We start from the raw sequence: 15036 nt of genomic DNA on the forward strand, positions 1-15036 counted from the left end.
CGGTCGATTGCCTGCAATCACAGTGGCCGTATCGAAACTGGTACCGAAACCGACACGGTCACCGGACTTGTAGCCATGCGTCAGCCCTTCCCCTCGCCGTCATACGCCAGCCTCAACCCACCCCGCTCCCCCGATCGCGCAATCTCCGTCGGCGTCGCACCCAGCACGCGATTCATCCAGTTCGCCATGTGACTCTGGTGCGCAAACCCGGCTTCGAGCGCGATCTGGCTGATACTCAGCCGGCCTTCGAGCAGCAACGCCTTCGCCCGCTCGACCCGGCGCCGCACGACGTACTGGTGCACGGGCATCCCGAGCGTTTCGCGGAACAGCACCTTGAAATGCGGGACGCTGATCGACACGAGCGCCGCGAGTTCGGCAAGCGTCATGCGCCGCTCGAGATTCGCTTCGACATAGTCGATCACGCGCGCGGCCGCCTTCGGCGCGAGCGTGCGGCGGCGCTCGCGAAACGCCGGCTGGCCGTCGACCAGCCGCGCGACGAGCGCCGTGCACAGGCTTTCCGCATAGAGCGGATCCGACGCGTCCTCCGCTTCGAGTTCGGCCGCCATCGCCCACGCGATGTGCTGAAGGCGCGGGTCGCGCACCTGTAGCCGGCGACGGATCTGCCCCTGCGACGGCTTCAGTTCGAGCTGTTCGACGGTGCGCCGCACGAACGTGTCGCTGAGCATGATGTGCAGGATCCGGCAGTCGGCGCTGTCGGTCCACTGGCCGGGCAAGCCGGCCGGAATCACGTCGACGTCGCCATGCGCCTGGATACGCGATACGCGCTCGCCGTCGCACACGCAATCCGCGCGAACGGGCCCGCCGATATGCACGCCGATCCGGTGATGCTCGGCCGCCGGAATCCGGTAGGTGCCCGCGCGGATTTCCAGCAGCGACGCGCCGAAGCCCTGCCAGCCGAGCCCGCGGCTGGAGCGCAGGCTGACCGGGACGCCGTTGTCCGTCGGCGCCGCGAGAATCGCATCGCTCATGGCCTTCCTCCGGTTGATGGGGATGTCGAACGCGCATTGTGACGCGTTTTTGGCCCGCCTGCCGGGCCTGCCGGCTGCTCACCCGGGCCGAGCAGAAAAAGATCATCCGTTTCTGCTCGGGGCCATCCTTGCGTGTGCGCCGGCGGGCGCCGTGCCGCTTACGATGGCCCCATCCGACACCTACGGAGACCGTCATGCCTCACTGCCTTGCGCAACGCACCGCGCTCACCGCGCCGTCGCCCGCCGCCACCCGTCCCTCGTCCGGCCCCCGCTCCCGCAACGACCGCACCACGCTCGCCGCCCGGTGCCTGCGCATCGTCGGCTGGTACCGGCTCGAACGGCTGCTCGCGTCGATCCCCGACAGCAACGACGACTTCGGGCTCGTCTGACCGGCCGCGCGGCCGGTGTCGGCGCGACCGGCATCGTCCACCTACTTGCGCCGCCGCTCGTGCGGTGCCACCGTCGCGCCGTCGATCACCGGCGCGCCCTGCTTGATCAGGAAATCGCGGAACAGCCCCGTGACCTGCGAAATGCGCCGGTCGGCGAGCGTGACCACATACCATTCGCGTTCGATCGGGTTGCCGGGGAACGGCAGTTGCCCGAGCAGCCCGGTGCGCAATTCGAGTGCACACGCGTGCAACGACAGGAACGCGACACCGAGCCCGGCTTCGGCCATCTGCTTGATCGCCTCGTTGCTCGACAGTTCGGAGCCCACATGGAAGCGGTGGCCGGCCGTCTTGAACAGGTTCTCGACGGTCGAGCGCGTGCCTGCGCCGCGTTCGCGCACGAGCAGGTGCGCGGATTCGAGATCCTTCAGCGAGATGCGCTTGCGCTGCATCAGCGGATGGCCAGGCGCCGCGACGAACACCATCGGATGCTTCGCGAACTCCACCGCATGCGTACGCAACTCCTTCGGCGCGCTGCCCATCACCGCGAGATCGATTTCATGCGTGGCGAGCATGCGGATGATGTCGTCGCGATTTCCAACCTTGAAATAAGTCTTCACATGCGGACGCGTCGCGGTGAATTTCACGAGCAGCGGCGGAATCAGGTACTCGGCCGTCGTGATCGCGCCGATCCGCAGCGTGCCGCCGAGATCGCCCGTCAGCGCGGCCACTTCGTCGCCGGCCTCGCTCCACAGATGCAGGATCTCGCGCGCATAGCGCGACACGATCTCGCCGGCCGCGGTCAGCTGTACCCCGCGCCCCACCCGCTGCAGCAAGGCGGCGCCCACCGCCTCCTCGAGCAGGCGAACCTGCAGCGACACGGCCGGCTGCGTCAGGTTCAGCTCCTCGGCCGCCCGCGAAACGCTGCCGAGCCGCGCAATCATGTCCAGCGCCTTCAGCTGCCGGAACGTCGCGGTCTTTCCTATAAGTGAATACATATGAGTCGCTTATAAACATTAAATTGTTCGAGTGGGTTCGAAACTATATCGTCGGTTCTTGAGCAATGTCATCCGAATCGTCATTCAGCGGGAGCCCCACATGGACAACACCACGCCCAACCTTGCAACGGACCGCGCACCGCGCCTGCCGCGCATCGTGATCGTCGGCGGCGGCGCCGGCGGCCTGCATCTCGCCACGCGTCTCGGCGATACGGTCGGACGCCGCGGCCAAGCCGAAGTCGTGCTCGTCGACCGCTACCCGACGCACTTCTGGAAGCCGCTGCTGCACGAAGCCGCTTCGGGCCATCGCGACCCGGCATCGCACACGATCGAGTACGCGGCGCAAGCAAAGCGCCACGGTTTCCGTTTCGTGCAGGGCGCGCTGCAGCGGGTCGACCGCGCGGCACGCACCGCAACGATCGCGGCCGTGCAGGACGCGGACGGCACGGAAATCCTGCCGCAGCGCGAGCTCGACTATGACGACCTCGTGCTCGCCGTCGGCAGCGTGACGAACTTCTTCAACGTGCCGGGTGCCGCGCGCCATGCGCTGCCGCTCGAAAACCTCGACCAGGCCGAGGATTTCCGCCGGAAGTTCCTCGCGGCCTGCACGAAGGCGAATCACCTGGCCGAGCAGCAGCCCGCGCGGCGCGCGGCGCCGATCTGCATCAACGTGATCGGCGCGGGTGCGACGGGCGTCGAGCTGGCCGCGGCATTGCGGCATGCGATCCAGCAGCTGACGACGTACCGCTTCAAGGCGCTGGTATCCGCACGCGACGTGCACATCCGGTTGATCGAAGGCGGCCCGCGCATCCTGCCGGCACTCGACGCGCGGCTGTCCGGCAAGATGCACGCGCAGCTTCGCGCGCTGAACGTGGACGTGCTGACCGATACCCGCGTGGCGGAAGTCGGCGCGGATGCCGTGACGACCGCGACGGGCGAACGGCTCGCGAGCGACATCACGATCTGGGCGGCCGGCGTGGCGGGCCCCGCGATGCTGCGCGAAATCGGCGACATCGCGCTCAATCGTGCGAACCAGGTGATCGTGACCGACACGCTGCAGACGCCCGACGATCCGCACGTGTATGCGTTCGGCGACTGCGCCGCGTGCCCGACGGCCGGTGCGAGCGGCTTCCTGCCGCCGCGCGCGCAGGTTGCGTACCAGCAGGCCGTGTATCTGGTCAATGCGTTCGCGCGCCGCGTCGCCGGCAAGCCGGTGGCCGGCTTCACGTTCCGTGATGCAGGCACCGTCGTGTCGCTCGGGCATGCGGGCGCCGTGTACCAGGCCGACCTCGGCGTGCGTTCGCGCTCGCTGATCGTCGACGGGCTCGCCGCGATCGGCCTGTACAAGTTCCTGTATCGCAAGCACCTGTTCAGCGTGGTCGGCATGAAGCGTGCGCTGTTCCAGTCGCTGAGCCACTGGCTGCAAAGCCGCAACCAGCCGTCGATCAAGCTGCACTGAGCGACGACTCGCACGCAGCATCGCACAACGGCATATCGGGCGACCATCGCTCGATATGCCGTTTTTTTATATGCATATAACGGTTGCATCCACAACGTGCGCGACTTTGGTGCATCACATCGAAGACCGTCGATGCGAGGCATGTCGCCCGAAAAATGTCGCGCGACACGCATCCCGCGCCGGTTCTGGCTGACACCCCGATTCATTAGTCGAATCGTATAGGTCTGATAAAAATATTAATTGGTCGCGTTTTCAGGATCGACGCTAAGGTGTGTGGCATTCCCGTCGGCGAACGGATCATCACGTTTCTGAAGAGGAATCACCGTGGTTATCGAAGCCATCGTCACCCGTCTCGACGCAGCATTCGCGCAAATCGAAGCAACACCGGATTCGCATGAATCGCGCCATCAACGCGACGCGATCATCCAGTGGCTCGACCGGGCATCGGAAGAAGGATATCGACTCGGTCTCGTCACGACGCTGCCGGCTGCACGGCTCAGCGACATGTTCGAAGGCCAGTTCGGCCGCGCGAACCTCGACCGCTTCTCGGTCGTCGTCACCGACGCCAATCAGCAGGACTCCGGATCAAACCAGCATCCTTTCGACGTCGCACTGCAGGCACTCGGCGTACCGCCCGAACGCGCGGTAGGGATCGCGAGCAGCGAACCGGAGCGCCGGGAAGCCGAGCATTTCGGCCTGTCGCGCTGCGTGAACATCACCGACACCGTGCGCTCGATCGCATCGGCCGGCCTGCACTGACCGCCCGCACACCGGCTGGCGACGGCCGGCCACCCTCGATCCGGCGGCCATCCGACGATTGCCCGACCGAATCCTGACATTCTGCTGTCAAAGTCGCTTGCAACACTTCCGGGCTTGACCGATCCCTCCCGGAGACGGGACGACGCGAAACCGCATCGTCCCGCCCGTTGCACACCACGATGACACGCCCGACCCGCACCGCCACCGCCCTCGCCGTTGCCTGCCTGCTGCTCGCCGCTTGCGGCGGGGACGATTCGACACCGCCCGCGGCCTCGGCCGACAACAGCGGCTCGACGCCCGCACCGCAACCGCAACCCCAGCCCACGCCGGCACCCGCGACCTATTACCAGACGAAGACGCCATACCGTCCGCAGCAGGACGCCGCGACGTACGAAGCGCCGCCCGCCGGCTACGCGCCCGTCTACACCGAACTCGTCGCACGCCACGGCTCGCGCGGGTTGTCGGGTTTCAAGTACGACGGCGCGATCTACGCGATGCTGGTCAAGGCCGAAGCCGACGGCGCCCTGACCGCGCTCGGCGCACAGCTCAAGGCCGATACGTACGCGATGATGAAAGCCAATGCGCTGCTCGGCTATGGCGTGGCGGGCATCTCCACGCCCGGGTACGGCAACCTCACGCAAACCGGCATCCGTGAACACCAGCAACTCGCCGCGCGCCTCGCGCAGCGGCTGCCCGCACTGTTCGCGGCCGGGAACCGGCAGATCGTCGTCGTCAACTCGGGCCAGGACCGCGCGGTCGACAGCTCGACCTTTTTCTCCTCGTCGCTCGTGGCCGCGCAACCGGCGCTGGCCCCGGCGATCACGCTGCCGGCCGCGCCGTCCGGTTTTCCCGCGAGCGCGCCGGTCGCGCAGCCGGCCGGCACCAACCGTTTCCTGCTGTACTTCCACTCGCTGAAGCCGGCCACCGACCTCGTGACCGATGCGGGCAATCCGTACTACGCGACCTACCAGGCGAGCCAGGCCTACCAGGCCTATGCGAACGACGCGACGGTGGCCGCGAAGCTCAACGCGATCAAGGCCGCGCCGCAGGCGGCCGAGGTCGCGCAAACGGTGCTGTCCGCGCTCGTGTCGCAGGCATTCATCGCGAAGCTCGGCACCAGCGGCTACACGTTCGCGAACACGGGCACCTACGCGTTCACGTCGGCGGACGGCAAGTTCAGCAACACGCTGAAGGGCGACGGCAAGACGAAGATCGCGACGGCTGTCGATGCGGTGAACGTGCTGTACAACCTGTTGCAGGTCGCGCCCGCGATGACGGCGGAAACGGGTGGCGTCACGATGGAAAAGTACATCGGCGCGGAGCAGGCGCAGTATCTCGCGTATCTGCAGGATGCCGAGGACTACTACCAGAAGGGGCCCGGCATCCAGGAAGCGAACCCCGTCACGTACCGGATGGCGAAGGTGCTGCAGGACGATTTCTTCGGCGAAGTCGATGCGATCGCGCGCGGCGACCTGACCCGCGCCGCGAAGCTGCGCTTCACGCATGCGGAGATCATGATTCCGTTTGCGTCGATCATGAACCTGAAGAACGTATTCGTGCCGACGCCGCAAGCGCAGACGTACACGTACGCGAACAACCCGTGGCGCGGTGATCAGGTGTCGCCGATGGCCGCGAACATGCAGTGGGATGTCTATCGCAACGGATCGCGGCTCATCGTGAAGATGCTGTACAACGAGCGCGAAACGGATTTCCAGGCTGCGTGCGATGGCGCGAAGCTCACGCCGGGCAGTCACTTCTACGACTACGCGGGGTTGAAGCAGTGTTACGGGTATCGGTGACGGACAGCGGCGCGCCGTCAGTCCACCGGATAGTTGAGATCGTGCCAGCGCTTGGCGGATTTCCCGCCGGAGCCGAGGTGACCGGCGGAGAAGCGCATCACGGCAATCGCGTGGAGCGCTTTCTCGTCGAGCGCGGAATCGCCGCAGCTGCGCCGGACCTTCAGATCGCGCACGCGTCCCTGTTCGTCGAGCCACACGCGCACGATCACCTGCCTTCGCGACGAGGTGTCCGGCACGCCACGTGACAACAAGCGATCCATGAGCGACACGATGTTCTCCGTAACCGTCGAATGCTGCGATTATCACCGAGCGCGCGGCAGTGCGGCGCGCGGCGTGGCGTCAATGCTTCGACACTTCAGGCCGCACGACCGTACCCGTGCGTACCGCCCGTACGCGCTGCGGATTCGCGGCGGTTTTCCGCTTCGGGTCGGTGCGCCCAGCCTCCTGAGGCTTCCGCACCTTGGCCGCAGCCGGCTGCGACTTGGCGGCAGGCTTCGCGTCGGCATGCGCGGCGACCGGGCCGGTCGCGCGCGAGCGAACGGGCTGCCGAACCGGCTTTGCGGCTGTCGCACTGCTCGCCGCCACGGCCGGATGCTTGACCTGCCGCGCGTATTCCTTCACGTCGCCGTCGCTCATCCACGCCTCCGTGTAGACCGCTGACGCAGGATGTGCAAGATTGAGATAGGCGAACGAGGCCACGAGAAATGCACGCACGTGTGTGCGACGAGTCGATGCGGTAATGACGAATGCTCCTTGCGATCTGGCTCGACACCCCTGTGTCGGAGCCGTCGTGGCGGCACAATAAAGGAGCGCCATGTACATCGCAAGCATCCGACCGGCGATCCAAACGATTCTTAACGTTTGGATCGCCCCGCCGGCCCGAATCTCATTCCCGTCCGTCGTCACCCTTGCGCTCGACGCTCCACGTATGGATCGGTCGATGCCCCGGCCGCTCCCATTCGGGCGGCATCCACAGATGCTTCAGCCGCTGCAGGATCGGCCCCGGCGCGAATACGTCACGCCACATATCGACGAATTCGTGCAGGTTCAGCACCAGGAAGTTATACGAACGAATCTGCTGCGTGATCCCGTAGTCGACCGGCTCCGTTTCCTCGACATAGGTGCCGAACAGGCGATCGAAGACGATCAGCACGCCGCCGTAGTTCCTGTCGATATAGCGCGGATTGCGGCCGTGATGCGCGCGATGGTTCGACGGCGTGTCGAACACGTACTCGAACCAGCGCGGCAGCCGCCCGATCGCTTCGGTATGCACGAAGTACTGGTACACGAGATCGACCGCGAGCAGGAACAGCACGACCGCGGGCGGGATGCCGAACCAGACTGGCGGCAGGTAGAACAGGAACACACCGACGAACGCATTCAGCAGCGACTGCCGCATCGCCGTCGTGAAGTTCATCACTTCACCGCTGTGATGCGGCACGTGCGCGGCCCAGAACCAGCGCACGCGGTGCGACGTGCGATGAAACCAGTAGTAGCAGAATTCCACGACGACGAAGATCGGCACGATCGTGAGGCCGTTCACCGGCACGTCGAACAGCCGGTGCCGGTAGACCCACGCGAAGATCGCACCGGTGAACAGGAGCCCCATCACGGTCTCGGCCACCTGATAGCCGGCGCCGAGCGACAGGTTCGCGACGATCTCCTTCCAGCGAAACGGCTCACGGCGGCCGCGCCCGGTCATCACCGCGTATTCGATCGCGAACGCGATCAGGAAGACCGGCGTCATGCCGATCAGCAACACCTGCTTCCAGTCCACGTCGTTACCCAGGAACGCATGGAGCCACGTCATCAACTCGGTCGGCATGTTCGCAGCCTCGATCAGGAACTGGCCGGCAGTATGGTCGCGCGCGGGTCGCTCCGCGTTGACACTTGCCGACGATTACTTGACACTTTCCGCCATGCCCGCCGCCTCCCCGCTCTCGACACAGCGCGTCTACTACTCGAGCACCTACGTGCGGCTGCTGTTCGACTATCTGTCCGAGCAGGGCAAGGATGCCGCGCGCGTGCTGGGCGAGGCGCGGCCGCCCGAGGACGACCGCGGGCTCACGCTGTACGCGAGCGCGCACTGGCGGCGCCTGCTCGAAAGCGCGGTGCACGTGCTCGACGATCCGCTGCTCGGCCTGCACGTCGGCCAGCGGATCACGCCCGCCCATCTCGGCGCGCTCGGCTACGCGCTGCATGCGTGCCGCGATGCCGGCGCCGCACTCGCGCGCTGGCAGCAATACGAACACCTGATCGCGAACGTCGCGCGCATGGAAGTGCGCGTCGAGGCGGCGTCGGTCGCGATCGAATGGCACGATGCGCCCGAGCCGCTCGGCCCGCTCGTCGACGAAGTCGCGCTCACCGCCATCGTCCAGTTCGCACGCAACATCACCGGCACGCGTGACGGGCCCGACGAAGTCTGCTTCGTGCACCCGTCGCCTGGCGACGATCGGCCGTACATCGATTATTTCGGCTGCCCGGTGCGGTTCGGCCAGCCGGTGAACCGCCTCGCGTTCCCGCTGCACCTGCTGACACAGCCGCTGCGCCAACCGGACGACGCGCTGCTGCAGATGATGGAACGCCAGGCAAGCGCGCTGCTGGCCGAGTTGCGGCAGACGGACGATCTCGAACAGTCTGTGCGCGAAGCCGTCGCGCGCCTGCTGACGCAAGGTGAAGCGAGCATCGAACAGATCGCGTCGGACCTGCATGTGTCGTCGCGCACGCTGCATCGGCGGCTTGCCGAACTCGGGCTCAACTTCCGGACACTGCGCGAGGACACGCGGCGGCGGCTCGCAATCGACCACCTGAACGATCCGCGGCTGACCCTCGCGGAAGTCGCGTGGCTGCTCGGGTATTCGGAACACAGCGCATTTACGCGCGCCTTTCGGCGCTGGACCGGCGAATCGCCGCAGCAGTGGCGCAGCCGGCAACCCGCGCGGACGGCGAGCGTCGCGCGCGGCTGAGCGCAACTGAGCGCAGCGCGCAACCGTGCCGCCGACGAACTCGCGTCCGCCCGCGCGGTCGAACGAGCATCGCCGGAGAATCCCATGAAACGCGTTGCCGCTGTCGCTGTCTTGACCCTGCTTGCCGCCGTCAGCTTGCCGGCGGCCGCCGGTGCAACATCCGCCAGTGCCGGGCCGGTTCCCGTTCAATCGCACGCGAACAACTGCGTGCCGTCCCGCAGCGCCACGCCCGACGCGCGCTCGCCGTCGAAGGCGCCGCCGATCCGCGTATGCGTCGGCGATTCCAATACGCAACTGAACCTGCCGTGGTTCCTGACCGATGTGCTCACCGCGGTGGACACGCACCAGTCGGGCGGCGACCTGCTGCGCAAGATGCGCGACGATTTCTGAATCGCGGCCCGCGTGACGCGCGGGCACCGCATCGTTCACTCATCTTCGGACGCCTGCAGCACCTGCGTGAACGTGCCGACCATGCCGGCCCACATTGCGGGGTCGGCAATGCTGCGCAGCAGCGCAAGCGCTTCCTTTCGTTCGTCTTTCGAAAGCGGACCATGTGCGCCGCTGATGGTGTTGTAGCGCGGCGTGCCGCGCGAAGCGAGCGCGCGATCGAGCACGTAATTGCGGGCCTGCCCGTTCACGTCGATCCGGATCCACAGCGAACCGCCGTCGGCTGCGGCTGCACCATCGGTCACGATGACCGTGGGCACGGTATTTTCTTCCATCCCGAAGCTCCGGCGAGACGTGCGACCGAATTGCGCGGCGCCCGAACGCGGGCCACGGACAGGTCGGCAAAGACAGCATCCCGAAAGAATGTTTCCTGTCGAGACACAATGACAAAATTACACCAATTGTTGAATAACAATATTTCGTAATCTCTCATCACATCTTATACTTGCCGCGCACCATCCTCGTGCCAAGAGACGGTGTTTTTTCGTCCCGGCCGCAAGACCATGCGGCCGGGGTTTTTTCGGTGCGTTCCGCCAGTTTATATGCGCCGAATGCGCATGTTCATGGAGGCAAGCCTCGGAATGAACGGCCCATTGCGACGAGGCTGTCACGGATGTCCGTCGCGACCGTAGAATCGATCGCATCGAGATGGCGGCGCGCATGACGCAGGCGTGCCGTCGATGTATCGACCAGTTCGACTTGCCTCTCCCAACACACAACACCAAAGGCGACCGCGGGAATGTCGGCGTTCACGCCAGGCTCGAAACCAGTTTTCCAGCGCAGCGGCGCCTGGCCGCGGGTCGTCTTGTTCGTCGCCGTTATCGTTTGCGTACTCGTGCCGGCATTCGCGATCGCGCTTGCCGACCGCTATGCGCGCGATACCGTCATCGAACATGAACGCGTCGTGGCGAACGACATCGTGGCATCGGTCGACCGCATCCTGGACGGCGCGCGCCTGCGACATGTGGACGAACTCACCGCGCTCGTCGGGCGGCCATGCGCGACGGTATTCCGGACGCTCGCCGAGATAGGCACGCGCCTGCGCTACCTGCGCGCCGTCGCGCTGGTGTACAACGGCCGTGTCATGTGCTCGTCGGCGCTGGGGGCAATCGACTTGCCGCTGGGCGCGTACACGCACGAGCCGGAACCGGGTTCGACGCTCGTCACGCTGCTGCGCCAGACGCCGTTCCAGCCGGGCATCCCGGTGCTGCCCGTGTTTTACGCCACCGCGCCCGGCGCGGGCGTGCTCTACCTGGTCGAAGGTGACTACGTGGCCGACGCGCTCGCGCACGGCGCCCGCTACGGGACGGAAACCGCGACGCTGTCGATCGCGGGTTCGGGCCATCTCGATCAGCACGGGAAGTTTGCGCCGGAAGCGGCCGCGGAACCCGCACGCGGCAGCACGATCGTGTCGCCCCGCTGGCCGTTCACGGTGTCGGTTGCGGCATCCACGCGCTACGCGTCGCAGGTTCGGCACCACTATCGGCTGATCGGCATCACGATCGTGCTGCTGGCGGATGGCCTCGTGATGGCCGCCTACCTGCTGGCGATGGCACCGCGCCGGCTGTTGCTGAAGGCCGTGCGCAACGCGCTCAGGCGCGACGAACTCCATGTCGTGTACCAGCCGATCGTCGAGGTCGGGACGCGCAGGACCGTCGGCGTCGAGGCGCTGGTGCGCTGGCAGCATCCGAAGTGGGGGGCCATCAGTCCGGCGGTGTTCATCCCGCAGGTCGAATCGAGCGCGGTGCTGCCGAAAGTGACCGAATTCGTGCTGCGGACCGCCGTGTCGGAACTCTCCGCGCTGACGCCGTCAACGCCGCTGCGCATCGCCGTCAACATCGCGCCGAAGGATCTCGAGCGCACGCGGTTCGTGTCCATCGTCGAGGATGCGATTCGCGCACTGCCACCCGGCTTTACGCTGGTGCTCGAAGTCACCGAGCGCATCCTGCTCGAGAAGAACGCGCGGACCACCGCGATCTTCCATGCGCTGAGAGCGAAAGGCGCGAAATTCGCGATCGACGATTTCGGCACGCATCACAGCAATCTCGACATGCTGTCGCGTTTTCCGTTCGACTACGTGAAGATCGATCGCCAGTTCGTCTCGCAACTGAACGGCGGCAGCGCGGGATTGATCGAGGGAATCGCGTCCGTCGCGCATCACTACGACCTGAAGATCATCGCGGAAGGCGTGGAAACGGAAGCGCAGCATCGCGCGCTGCAGACGGTCGGGATTCAGTATGCGCAGGGATATCTGTATCAGCGGCCGCAACGGGCAGAGCACTTGAAGCAGGATGTCGCGTGGGTGTAGGGTGCGTGCGCCGATGCGCACGCTGCCGAATCGCCGCGGGTCGTCCTGTCGCGCACGCGGCTCACGCCATATCCGCTTGCGGGTTTCACGACGTCGGCATGCCTTGCGACGGTCCAGCGGTCTCGCCACGCGCAGCGGCATAGAACACGCGGAACCACACCCAGTAGGCCGCGCCGGTTGCGGCGAGAACGACGACCGGCATGATGCCGGACATCAGGCTGGCTATTCCGAGCACGTCGCCCACGAGGCGCAGCACCGCATAAGCCAGCAGCAGGACCGATACCATCGACGCAAGCGACGCCCCCAGCAGACGCCGGACGTGCAGCCGACCGAGATCGCGAGGCAAGCCGAGCATCGCGCCGGCGAAGACGATCGCGGCGGGAACGACGATCCCCCCGACGTAGTTCAGCATCACGAGCTTGAGATCGTCGTCGAAATGGTCGAGCAGGATCATCACGGCCTGCGTCATGAAAAGCAGCAATACGCTGGCAAACAACCAGGCCGCGAGACCCGCAATGCGCCGCCGCGCATTGCCGCGCGGCACCCCGGGCAACGCGTCGTTGCGAAACAGGTGGGTGACGAACCACCACGCAAGCCAGGCGACGAGCGCATAGAGGACGGCGTTCACCGGCGCGATGAGCGTCACGATGTGCGTCAGGCTGAGAGAACCGCCGCGCAACATGCCCACGAGCGCCTGGAAAACCAGTACCTGCGCGGCCTGCCAGACCAGCAGGCACAACGCAAAGGCCGTCAGCGGCAACGCGGGGCGACGGAATGCAAGCTGGTCCCGATACTCTCCGTGCCAGCGGACGATCAGGAACACCAGGCCGCTTCGAAACACCAGGCTCCCGATGAAAGTGGACAGTTGCACGGCCAGCATGTTCACGGACGGCGAAGACTTCGTCGACCACACGTAGAGGCCGATCAGAAATTGCGCCGTGGTAATGACCGCCGCGATGAGCGCGGCGATACCGGGTAAAGAAATTTGCCGGGAGGAGGCGTTCATGGGGAGTCCGGGGTAAATGGGTTCATCGGCAATGCGTGCGGCGCCGCGCTTCCAGGCAAACCGAACAGCCACGCCATCCCTGCGGCAACAGGATGGCCGGGCATCCGCCGGGAGAATGCGCCTGTGCGTTTCGTGTGGTACTTCCGGGCAACGACCCACGGCCCCGACCGGGGCGACGCACCGGTTGCGACCGTTTCCGGCCAACCAGCTGTCCGGCCAAGTAACTCGAGCGTGTCGTGCAGAAGGGCCCGCCCCGACAGCCCGAGGACGAGCGACAGCGAGCCGAATTCAATCGGGATCAGTGGATGCGTGCGGTTTTGCGGTCGATTGCCTTCGCTCATGTCGAGCGACAGGCCGGTCGACTGCGGCATGGAGGCTTTCACCAGCGGCGACTGGAAACGCGGCTGGCGAAGTCAGGTCGGCATGCGTCATGCGCTCCCACGCAGCTTGCGCGATGTGTCGGCACGTCATCGCGACCGATGCAGGACTTCCTGGCCCTGCGGTGGGGAATCGGAGCACGATTGCCAAGCCGGGATTGGAACGCGACAAGCGATGCTTGCCGAGCCGGCCGTTCCGCAAATGCTTCCCTCATGCGGTGCGCATTCATGGCGCCTCTCTCAGAATGATGTTGTTCTTGACCGGCGATTCTACGAATGATGATTCCGTGACGTCAATCGGGCGGGATTCATCAGCATGCCGGCGGATGATCGGGATCGGACAGGCATGTGTCCCGATAGGCGTCGTCGACGGCACGCAGAAACGCCTTCCGTCCGTTCTCCAATGCCGTGGCCGTGTGCGCGTCCGGCGAGACAGGCATCACGCGGCCATCAGGCGACATCGAATATCCGAGATCGACGAACGCATCGTCCGGCGCGCGCTTCGTTCCGATCCAGTAGCCGATCGAAACCGAGCTGGCAACGCCGGTCGCGCCGTTGTAACCCACTTCGAATCGTCCGGCCTTGAAGATGCGCGGCCTCATTTTTTCCGCATAGGACAGCACGTCGGCAACCGTTGCGCCATCTTTTGTCCGATGCTGCCTGACCGCCTGTATCCAGTTGGCTTCCGTGGTCGCCGGCAATGCCTTCACTTGCGGGGAAGCGCCTATCGCACGCCCGCTTCCACACAGGCAGGCCGCAACGACGACGCAGCCGGCAACACGTGCGACGCGATCAATCGCGAGTTTCATTCAATGATCCTTGACGGGTTCAATCGAGCCCGAATCTTACGATCATCGGCCCGGATGCCGGAACGGTATCGCGCACCCCGTCCCGGCACAGCCCCGCCCAAGCGATGAAATCGACCGCCCGGGCATCCACGACGAGCGGGCGTCTCGACGGCGTTCGAGCAGGGTCCCATACGGATTCACCCCGTCGATGCCGAGACACCGCATTTCGTCGGCGCAAAAAACCCCGGGAACCCGATGCGCATCTGCCGCGCGGCGCTTCAGTCGAACGTACGCACCACGGCGGACGCCTTGGTTGCGATCAACCAGCTGCCGTCCACCTTGTGCATGACGAAGTGATCGTTGAACAACCGGTTGCCGATCCGCACCCGCACCGTAGCCGTTGAAAGGCCGTCCGACACATGCGCCATCGAGAGGATCGCCTCGTCCCTGGGCGCGCCGGTCGATCGCGGACTCGGCCTCCCGTTGATGAGCGCCGCATACTCGTGCGACGCCAGCGTGCGAAACCGGCCTTCATCGAGCCACTGAATCACGCAGCTCGGGTGAAAAACCTTGTCGAAGTCGCGGCTCTTCGGCTCATAAGCCAAATTGAAGTAGTCGTCGATCAACGCGACTACGGCCTGGGTCTGGGTCATGGCTGGCTTTCCTCGATAGTGAACCGCTCGTATAGTGAGCGATCGCCCCGGCCCTCGGCTACGGCGACCCGGTTATCGCTGCCATTACAGGAACACATGGA

General features: G+C 65.6%; 18 protein-coding genes. 7 read left to right on the top strand and 11 right to left on the bottom strand.

What is annotated here, in order from left to right; all coding sequences use genetic code 11:
- Positions 1 to 80 precede the first annotated feature (80 nt).
- Positions 81 to 989 carry an AraC family transcriptional regulator gene (locus PQB87_RS32945; RefSeq protein ID WP_059684906.1) on the bottom strand — a complete coding sequence of 303 codons (909 nt, stop codon included), beginning with the start codon at positions 987 to 989 and terminating at the stop codon, positions 81 to 83.
- A 194-nt stretch (positions 990 to 1183) separates the two neighbouring features.
- Here PQB87_RS32945 and PQB87_RS32950 point away from each other — a divergent pair, with 194 nt between their 5' ends.
- A complete protein-coding gene (locus PQB87_RS32950; RefSeq protein ID WP_048021356.1) occupies positions 1184 to 1378 on the top strand; it encodes a hypothetical protein in 195 nt (64 codons plus the stop codon).
- A 41-nt stretch (positions 1379 to 1419) separates the two neighbouring features.
- Here the strand turns inward: PQB87_RS32950 and PQB87_RS32955 are convergent, their stop codons facing one another.
- Complete coding sequence (locus tag PQB87_RS32955) at positions 1420 to 2373, bottom strand: LysR family transcriptional regulator (protein WP_021158002.1); 954 nt, start codon at positions 2371 to 2373, stop codon at positions 1420 to 1422.
- A 100-nt stretch (positions 2374 to 2473) separates the two neighbouring features.
- Between PQB87_RS32955 and PQB87_RS32960 the strand changes: the two genes are divergently transcribed.
- The 3 genes from PQB87_RS32960 (at position 2474) to PQB87_RS32970 (ending at position 6390) form a co-directional block, all read left to right on the top strand.
- Complete coding sequence (locus PQB87_RS32960; protein ID WP_489243342.1) at positions 2474 to 3832, top strand: NAD(P)/FAD-dependent oxidoreductase; 1359 nt, start codon at positions 2474 to 2476, stop codon at positions 3830 to 3832.
- Between the two features lie 324 nt (positions 3833 to 4156).
- Positions 4157 to 4591: an HAD family hydrolase gene (locus PQB87_RS32965; protein WP_021158004.1), complete on the top strand. Its 435-nt coding sequence runs from the start codon at positions 4157 to 4159 to the stop codon at positions 4589 to 4591.
- A 179-nt stretch (positions 4592 to 4770) separates the two neighbouring features.
- Entirely contained in the window at positions 4771 to 6390 is a 1620-nt protein-coding gene (locus PQB87_RS32970; RefSeq protein ID WP_489243343.1) for a histidine-type phosphatase, read from the top strand.
- A gap of 17 nt (positions 6391 to 6407) precedes the next feature.
- Here PQB87_RS32970 and PQB87_RS32975 read toward each other — a convergent pair whose 3' ends face one another.
- The 3 genes from PQB87_RS32975 to PQB87_RS32985 form a co-directional block, all read right to left on the bottom strand.
- On the bottom strand, positions 6408 to 6650 hold the full coding sequence (locus PQB87_RS32975; protein WP_489244325.1) for an energy transducer TonB family protein: 243 nt from the start codon (positions 6648 to 6650) through the stop codon (positions 6408 to 6410).
- 79 nt (positions 6651 to 6729) lie between these two features.
- A complete protein-coding gene (locus tag PQB87_RS32980) occupies positions 6730 to 7026 on the bottom strand; it encodes a transcriptional regulator (RefSeq protein ID WP_226216700.1) in 297 nt (98 codons plus the stop codon).
- A gap of 250 nt (positions 7027 to 7276) precedes the next feature.
- Positions 7277 to 8215 (bottom strand): sterol desaturase family protein, encoded by a 939-nt coding sequence (locus PQB87_RS32985; protein ID WP_111938576.1) that lies wholly within the window; start codon positions 8213 to 8215, stop codon positions 7277 to 7279.
- A 94-nt stretch (positions 8216 to 8309) separates the two neighbouring features.
- Between PQB87_RS32985 and PQB87_RS32990 the strand changes: the two genes are divergently transcribed.
- Both PQB87_RS32990 and PQB87_RS32995 read left to right on the top strand, forming a co-directional pair.
- The gene (locus PQB87_RS32990; RefSeq protein ID WP_489243344.1) at positions 8310 to 9356 is read left to right on the top strand and encodes an AraC family transcriptional regulator; all 1047 of its coding nucleotides are present in this window, start codon (positions 8310 to 8312) and stop codon (positions 9354 to 9356) included.
- 84 nt (positions 9357 to 9440) lie between these two features.
- Positions 9441 to 9746: a hypothetical protein gene (locus tag PQB87_RS32995; protein WP_489243345.1), complete on the top strand. Its 306-nt coding sequence runs from the start codon at positions 9441 to 9443 to the stop codon at positions 9744 to 9746.
- 35 nt (positions 9747 to 9781) lie between these two features.
- On the opposite strand, the gene PQB87_RS33000 is transcribed toward PQB87_RS32995, so the two are convergent.
- Positions 9782 to 10078 carry a hypothetical protein gene (locus tag PQB87_RS33000; protein WP_059684894.1) on the bottom strand — a complete coding sequence of 99 codons (297 nt, stop codon included), beginning with the start codon at positions 10076 to 10078 and terminating at the stop codon, positions 9782 to 9784.
- Positions 10079 to 10364: 286 nt separating this feature from the next.
- Entirely contained in the window at positions 10365 to 10556 is a 192-nt protein-coding gene (locus PQB87_RS33005; protein ID WP_489243346.1) for a hypothetical protein, read from the bottom strand.
- On the opposite strand from PQB87_RS33005, the gene PQB87_RS33010 reads away from it, so the two are divergent.
- Complete coding sequence (locus PQB87_RS33010; protein WP_489243347.1) at positions 10543 to 12111, top strand: EAL domain-containing protein; 1569 nt, start codon at positions 10543 to 10545, stop codon at positions 12109 to 12111. The two genes, PQB87_RS33005 and PQB87_RS33010, sit on opposite strands and share 14 nt — an antisense overlap.
- A gap of 85 nt (positions 12112 to 12196) precedes the next feature.
- Here the strand turns inward: PQB87_RS33010 and PQB87_RS33015 are convergent, their stop codons facing one another.
- The 4 genes from PQB87_RS33015 to PQB87_RS33030 form a co-directional block, all read right to left on the bottom strand.
- Complete coding sequence (locus PQB87_RS33015) at positions 12197 to 13117, bottom strand: hypothetical protein (protein ID WP_153490263.1); 921 nt, start codon at positions 13115 to 13117, stop codon at positions 12197 to 12199.
- Positions 13114 to 13488 (bottom strand): hypothetical protein, encoded by a 375-nt coding sequence (locus tag PQB87_RS33020; RefSeq protein WP_489243348.1) that lies wholly within the window; start codon positions 13486 to 13488, stop codon positions 13114 to 13116. Before PQB87_RS33020 ends, PQB87_RS33015 begins: the two co-directional genes overlap by 4 nt.
- A gap of 317 nt (positions 13489 to 13805) precedes the next feature.
- Positions 13806 to 14303, bottom strand: coding sequence for a hypothetical protein (locus PQB87_RS33025; RefSeq protein ID WP_175830913.1), 498 nt, complete (start codon positions 14301 to 14303; stop codon positions 13806 to 13808).
- A 257-nt stretch (positions 14304 to 14560) separates the two neighbouring features.
- Positions 14561 to 14935 (bottom strand): nuclear transport factor 2 family protein, encoded by a 375-nt coding sequence (locus PQB87_RS33030; RefSeq protein WP_059489619.1) that lies wholly within the window; start codon positions 14933 to 14935, stop codon positions 14561 to 14563.
- Positions 14936 to 15036 lie beyond the last annotated feature (101 nt).

Source organism: Burkholderia sp. KL41, assembly GCF_057005415.2.

Coding starts and splice junctions, on each gene's coding strand:
- PQB87_RS32950 (WP_048021356.1), top strand. CDS start 1,184: ATGCCTCACTGCCTTGCGCAACGCACCGCGCTCACCGCGCCGTCGCCC.
- PQB87_RS33025 (WP_175830913.1), bottom strand. CDS start 14,303: ATGAAACTCGCGATTGATCGCGTCGCACGTGTTGCCGGCTGCGTCGTC.
- PQB87_RS33030 (WP_059489619.1), bottom strand. CDS start 14,935: ATGACCCAGACCCAGGCCGTAGTCGCGTTGATCGACGACTACTTCAAT.
- PQB87_RS32960 (WP_489243342.1), top strand. CDS start 2,474: ATGGACAACACCACGCCCAACCTTGCAACGGACCGCGCACCGCGCCTG.
- PQB87_RS33015 (WP_153490263.1), bottom strand. CDS start 13,117: ATGAACGCCTCCTCCCGGCAAATTTCTTTACCCGGTATCGCCGCGCTC.
- PQB87_RS33020 (WP_489243348.1), bottom strand. CDS start 13,488: ATGCCGCAGTCGACCGGCCTGTCGCTCGACATGAGCGAAGGCAATCGA.
- PQB87_RS32985 (WP_111938576.1), bottom strand. CDS start 8,215: ATGCCGACCGAGTTGATGACGTGGCTCCATGCGTTCCTGGGTAACGAC.
- PQB87_RS32945 (WP_059684906.1), bottom strand. CDS start 989: ATGAGCGATGCGATTCTCGCGGCGCCGACGGACAACGGCGTCCCGGTC.
- PQB87_RS32980 (WP_226216700.1), bottom strand. CDS start 7,026: ATGAGCGACGGCGACGTGAAGGAATACGCGCGGCAGGTCAAGCATCCG.
- PQB87_RS32975 (WP_489244325.1), bottom strand. CDS start 6,650: ATGGATCGCTTGTTGTCACGTGGCGTGCCGGACACCTCGTCGCGAAGG.
- PQB87_RS32990 (WP_489243344.1), top strand. CDS start 8,310: ATGCCCGCCGCCTCCCCGCTCTCGACACAGCGCGTCTACTACTCGAGC.
- PQB87_RS32995 (WP_489243345.1), top strand. CDS start 9,441: ATGAAACGCGTTGCCGCTGTCGCTGTCTTGACCCTGCTTGCCGCCGTC.
- PQB87_RS33010 (WP_489243347.1), top strand. CDS start 10,543: ATGTCGGCGTTCACGCCAGGCTCGAAACCAGTTTTCCAGCGCAGCGGC.
- PQB87_RS32970 (WP_489243343.1), top strand. CDS start 4,771: ATGACACGCCCGACCCGCACCGCCACCGCCCTCGCCGTTGCCTGCCTG.
- PQB87_RS33000 (WP_059684894.1), bottom strand. CDS start 10,078: ATGGAAGAAAATACCGTGCCCACGGTCATCGTGACCGATGGTGCAGCC.
- PQB87_RS32955 (WP_021158002.1), bottom strand. CDS start 2,373: ATGTATTCACTTATAGGAAAGACCGCGACGTTCCGGCAGCTGAAGGCG.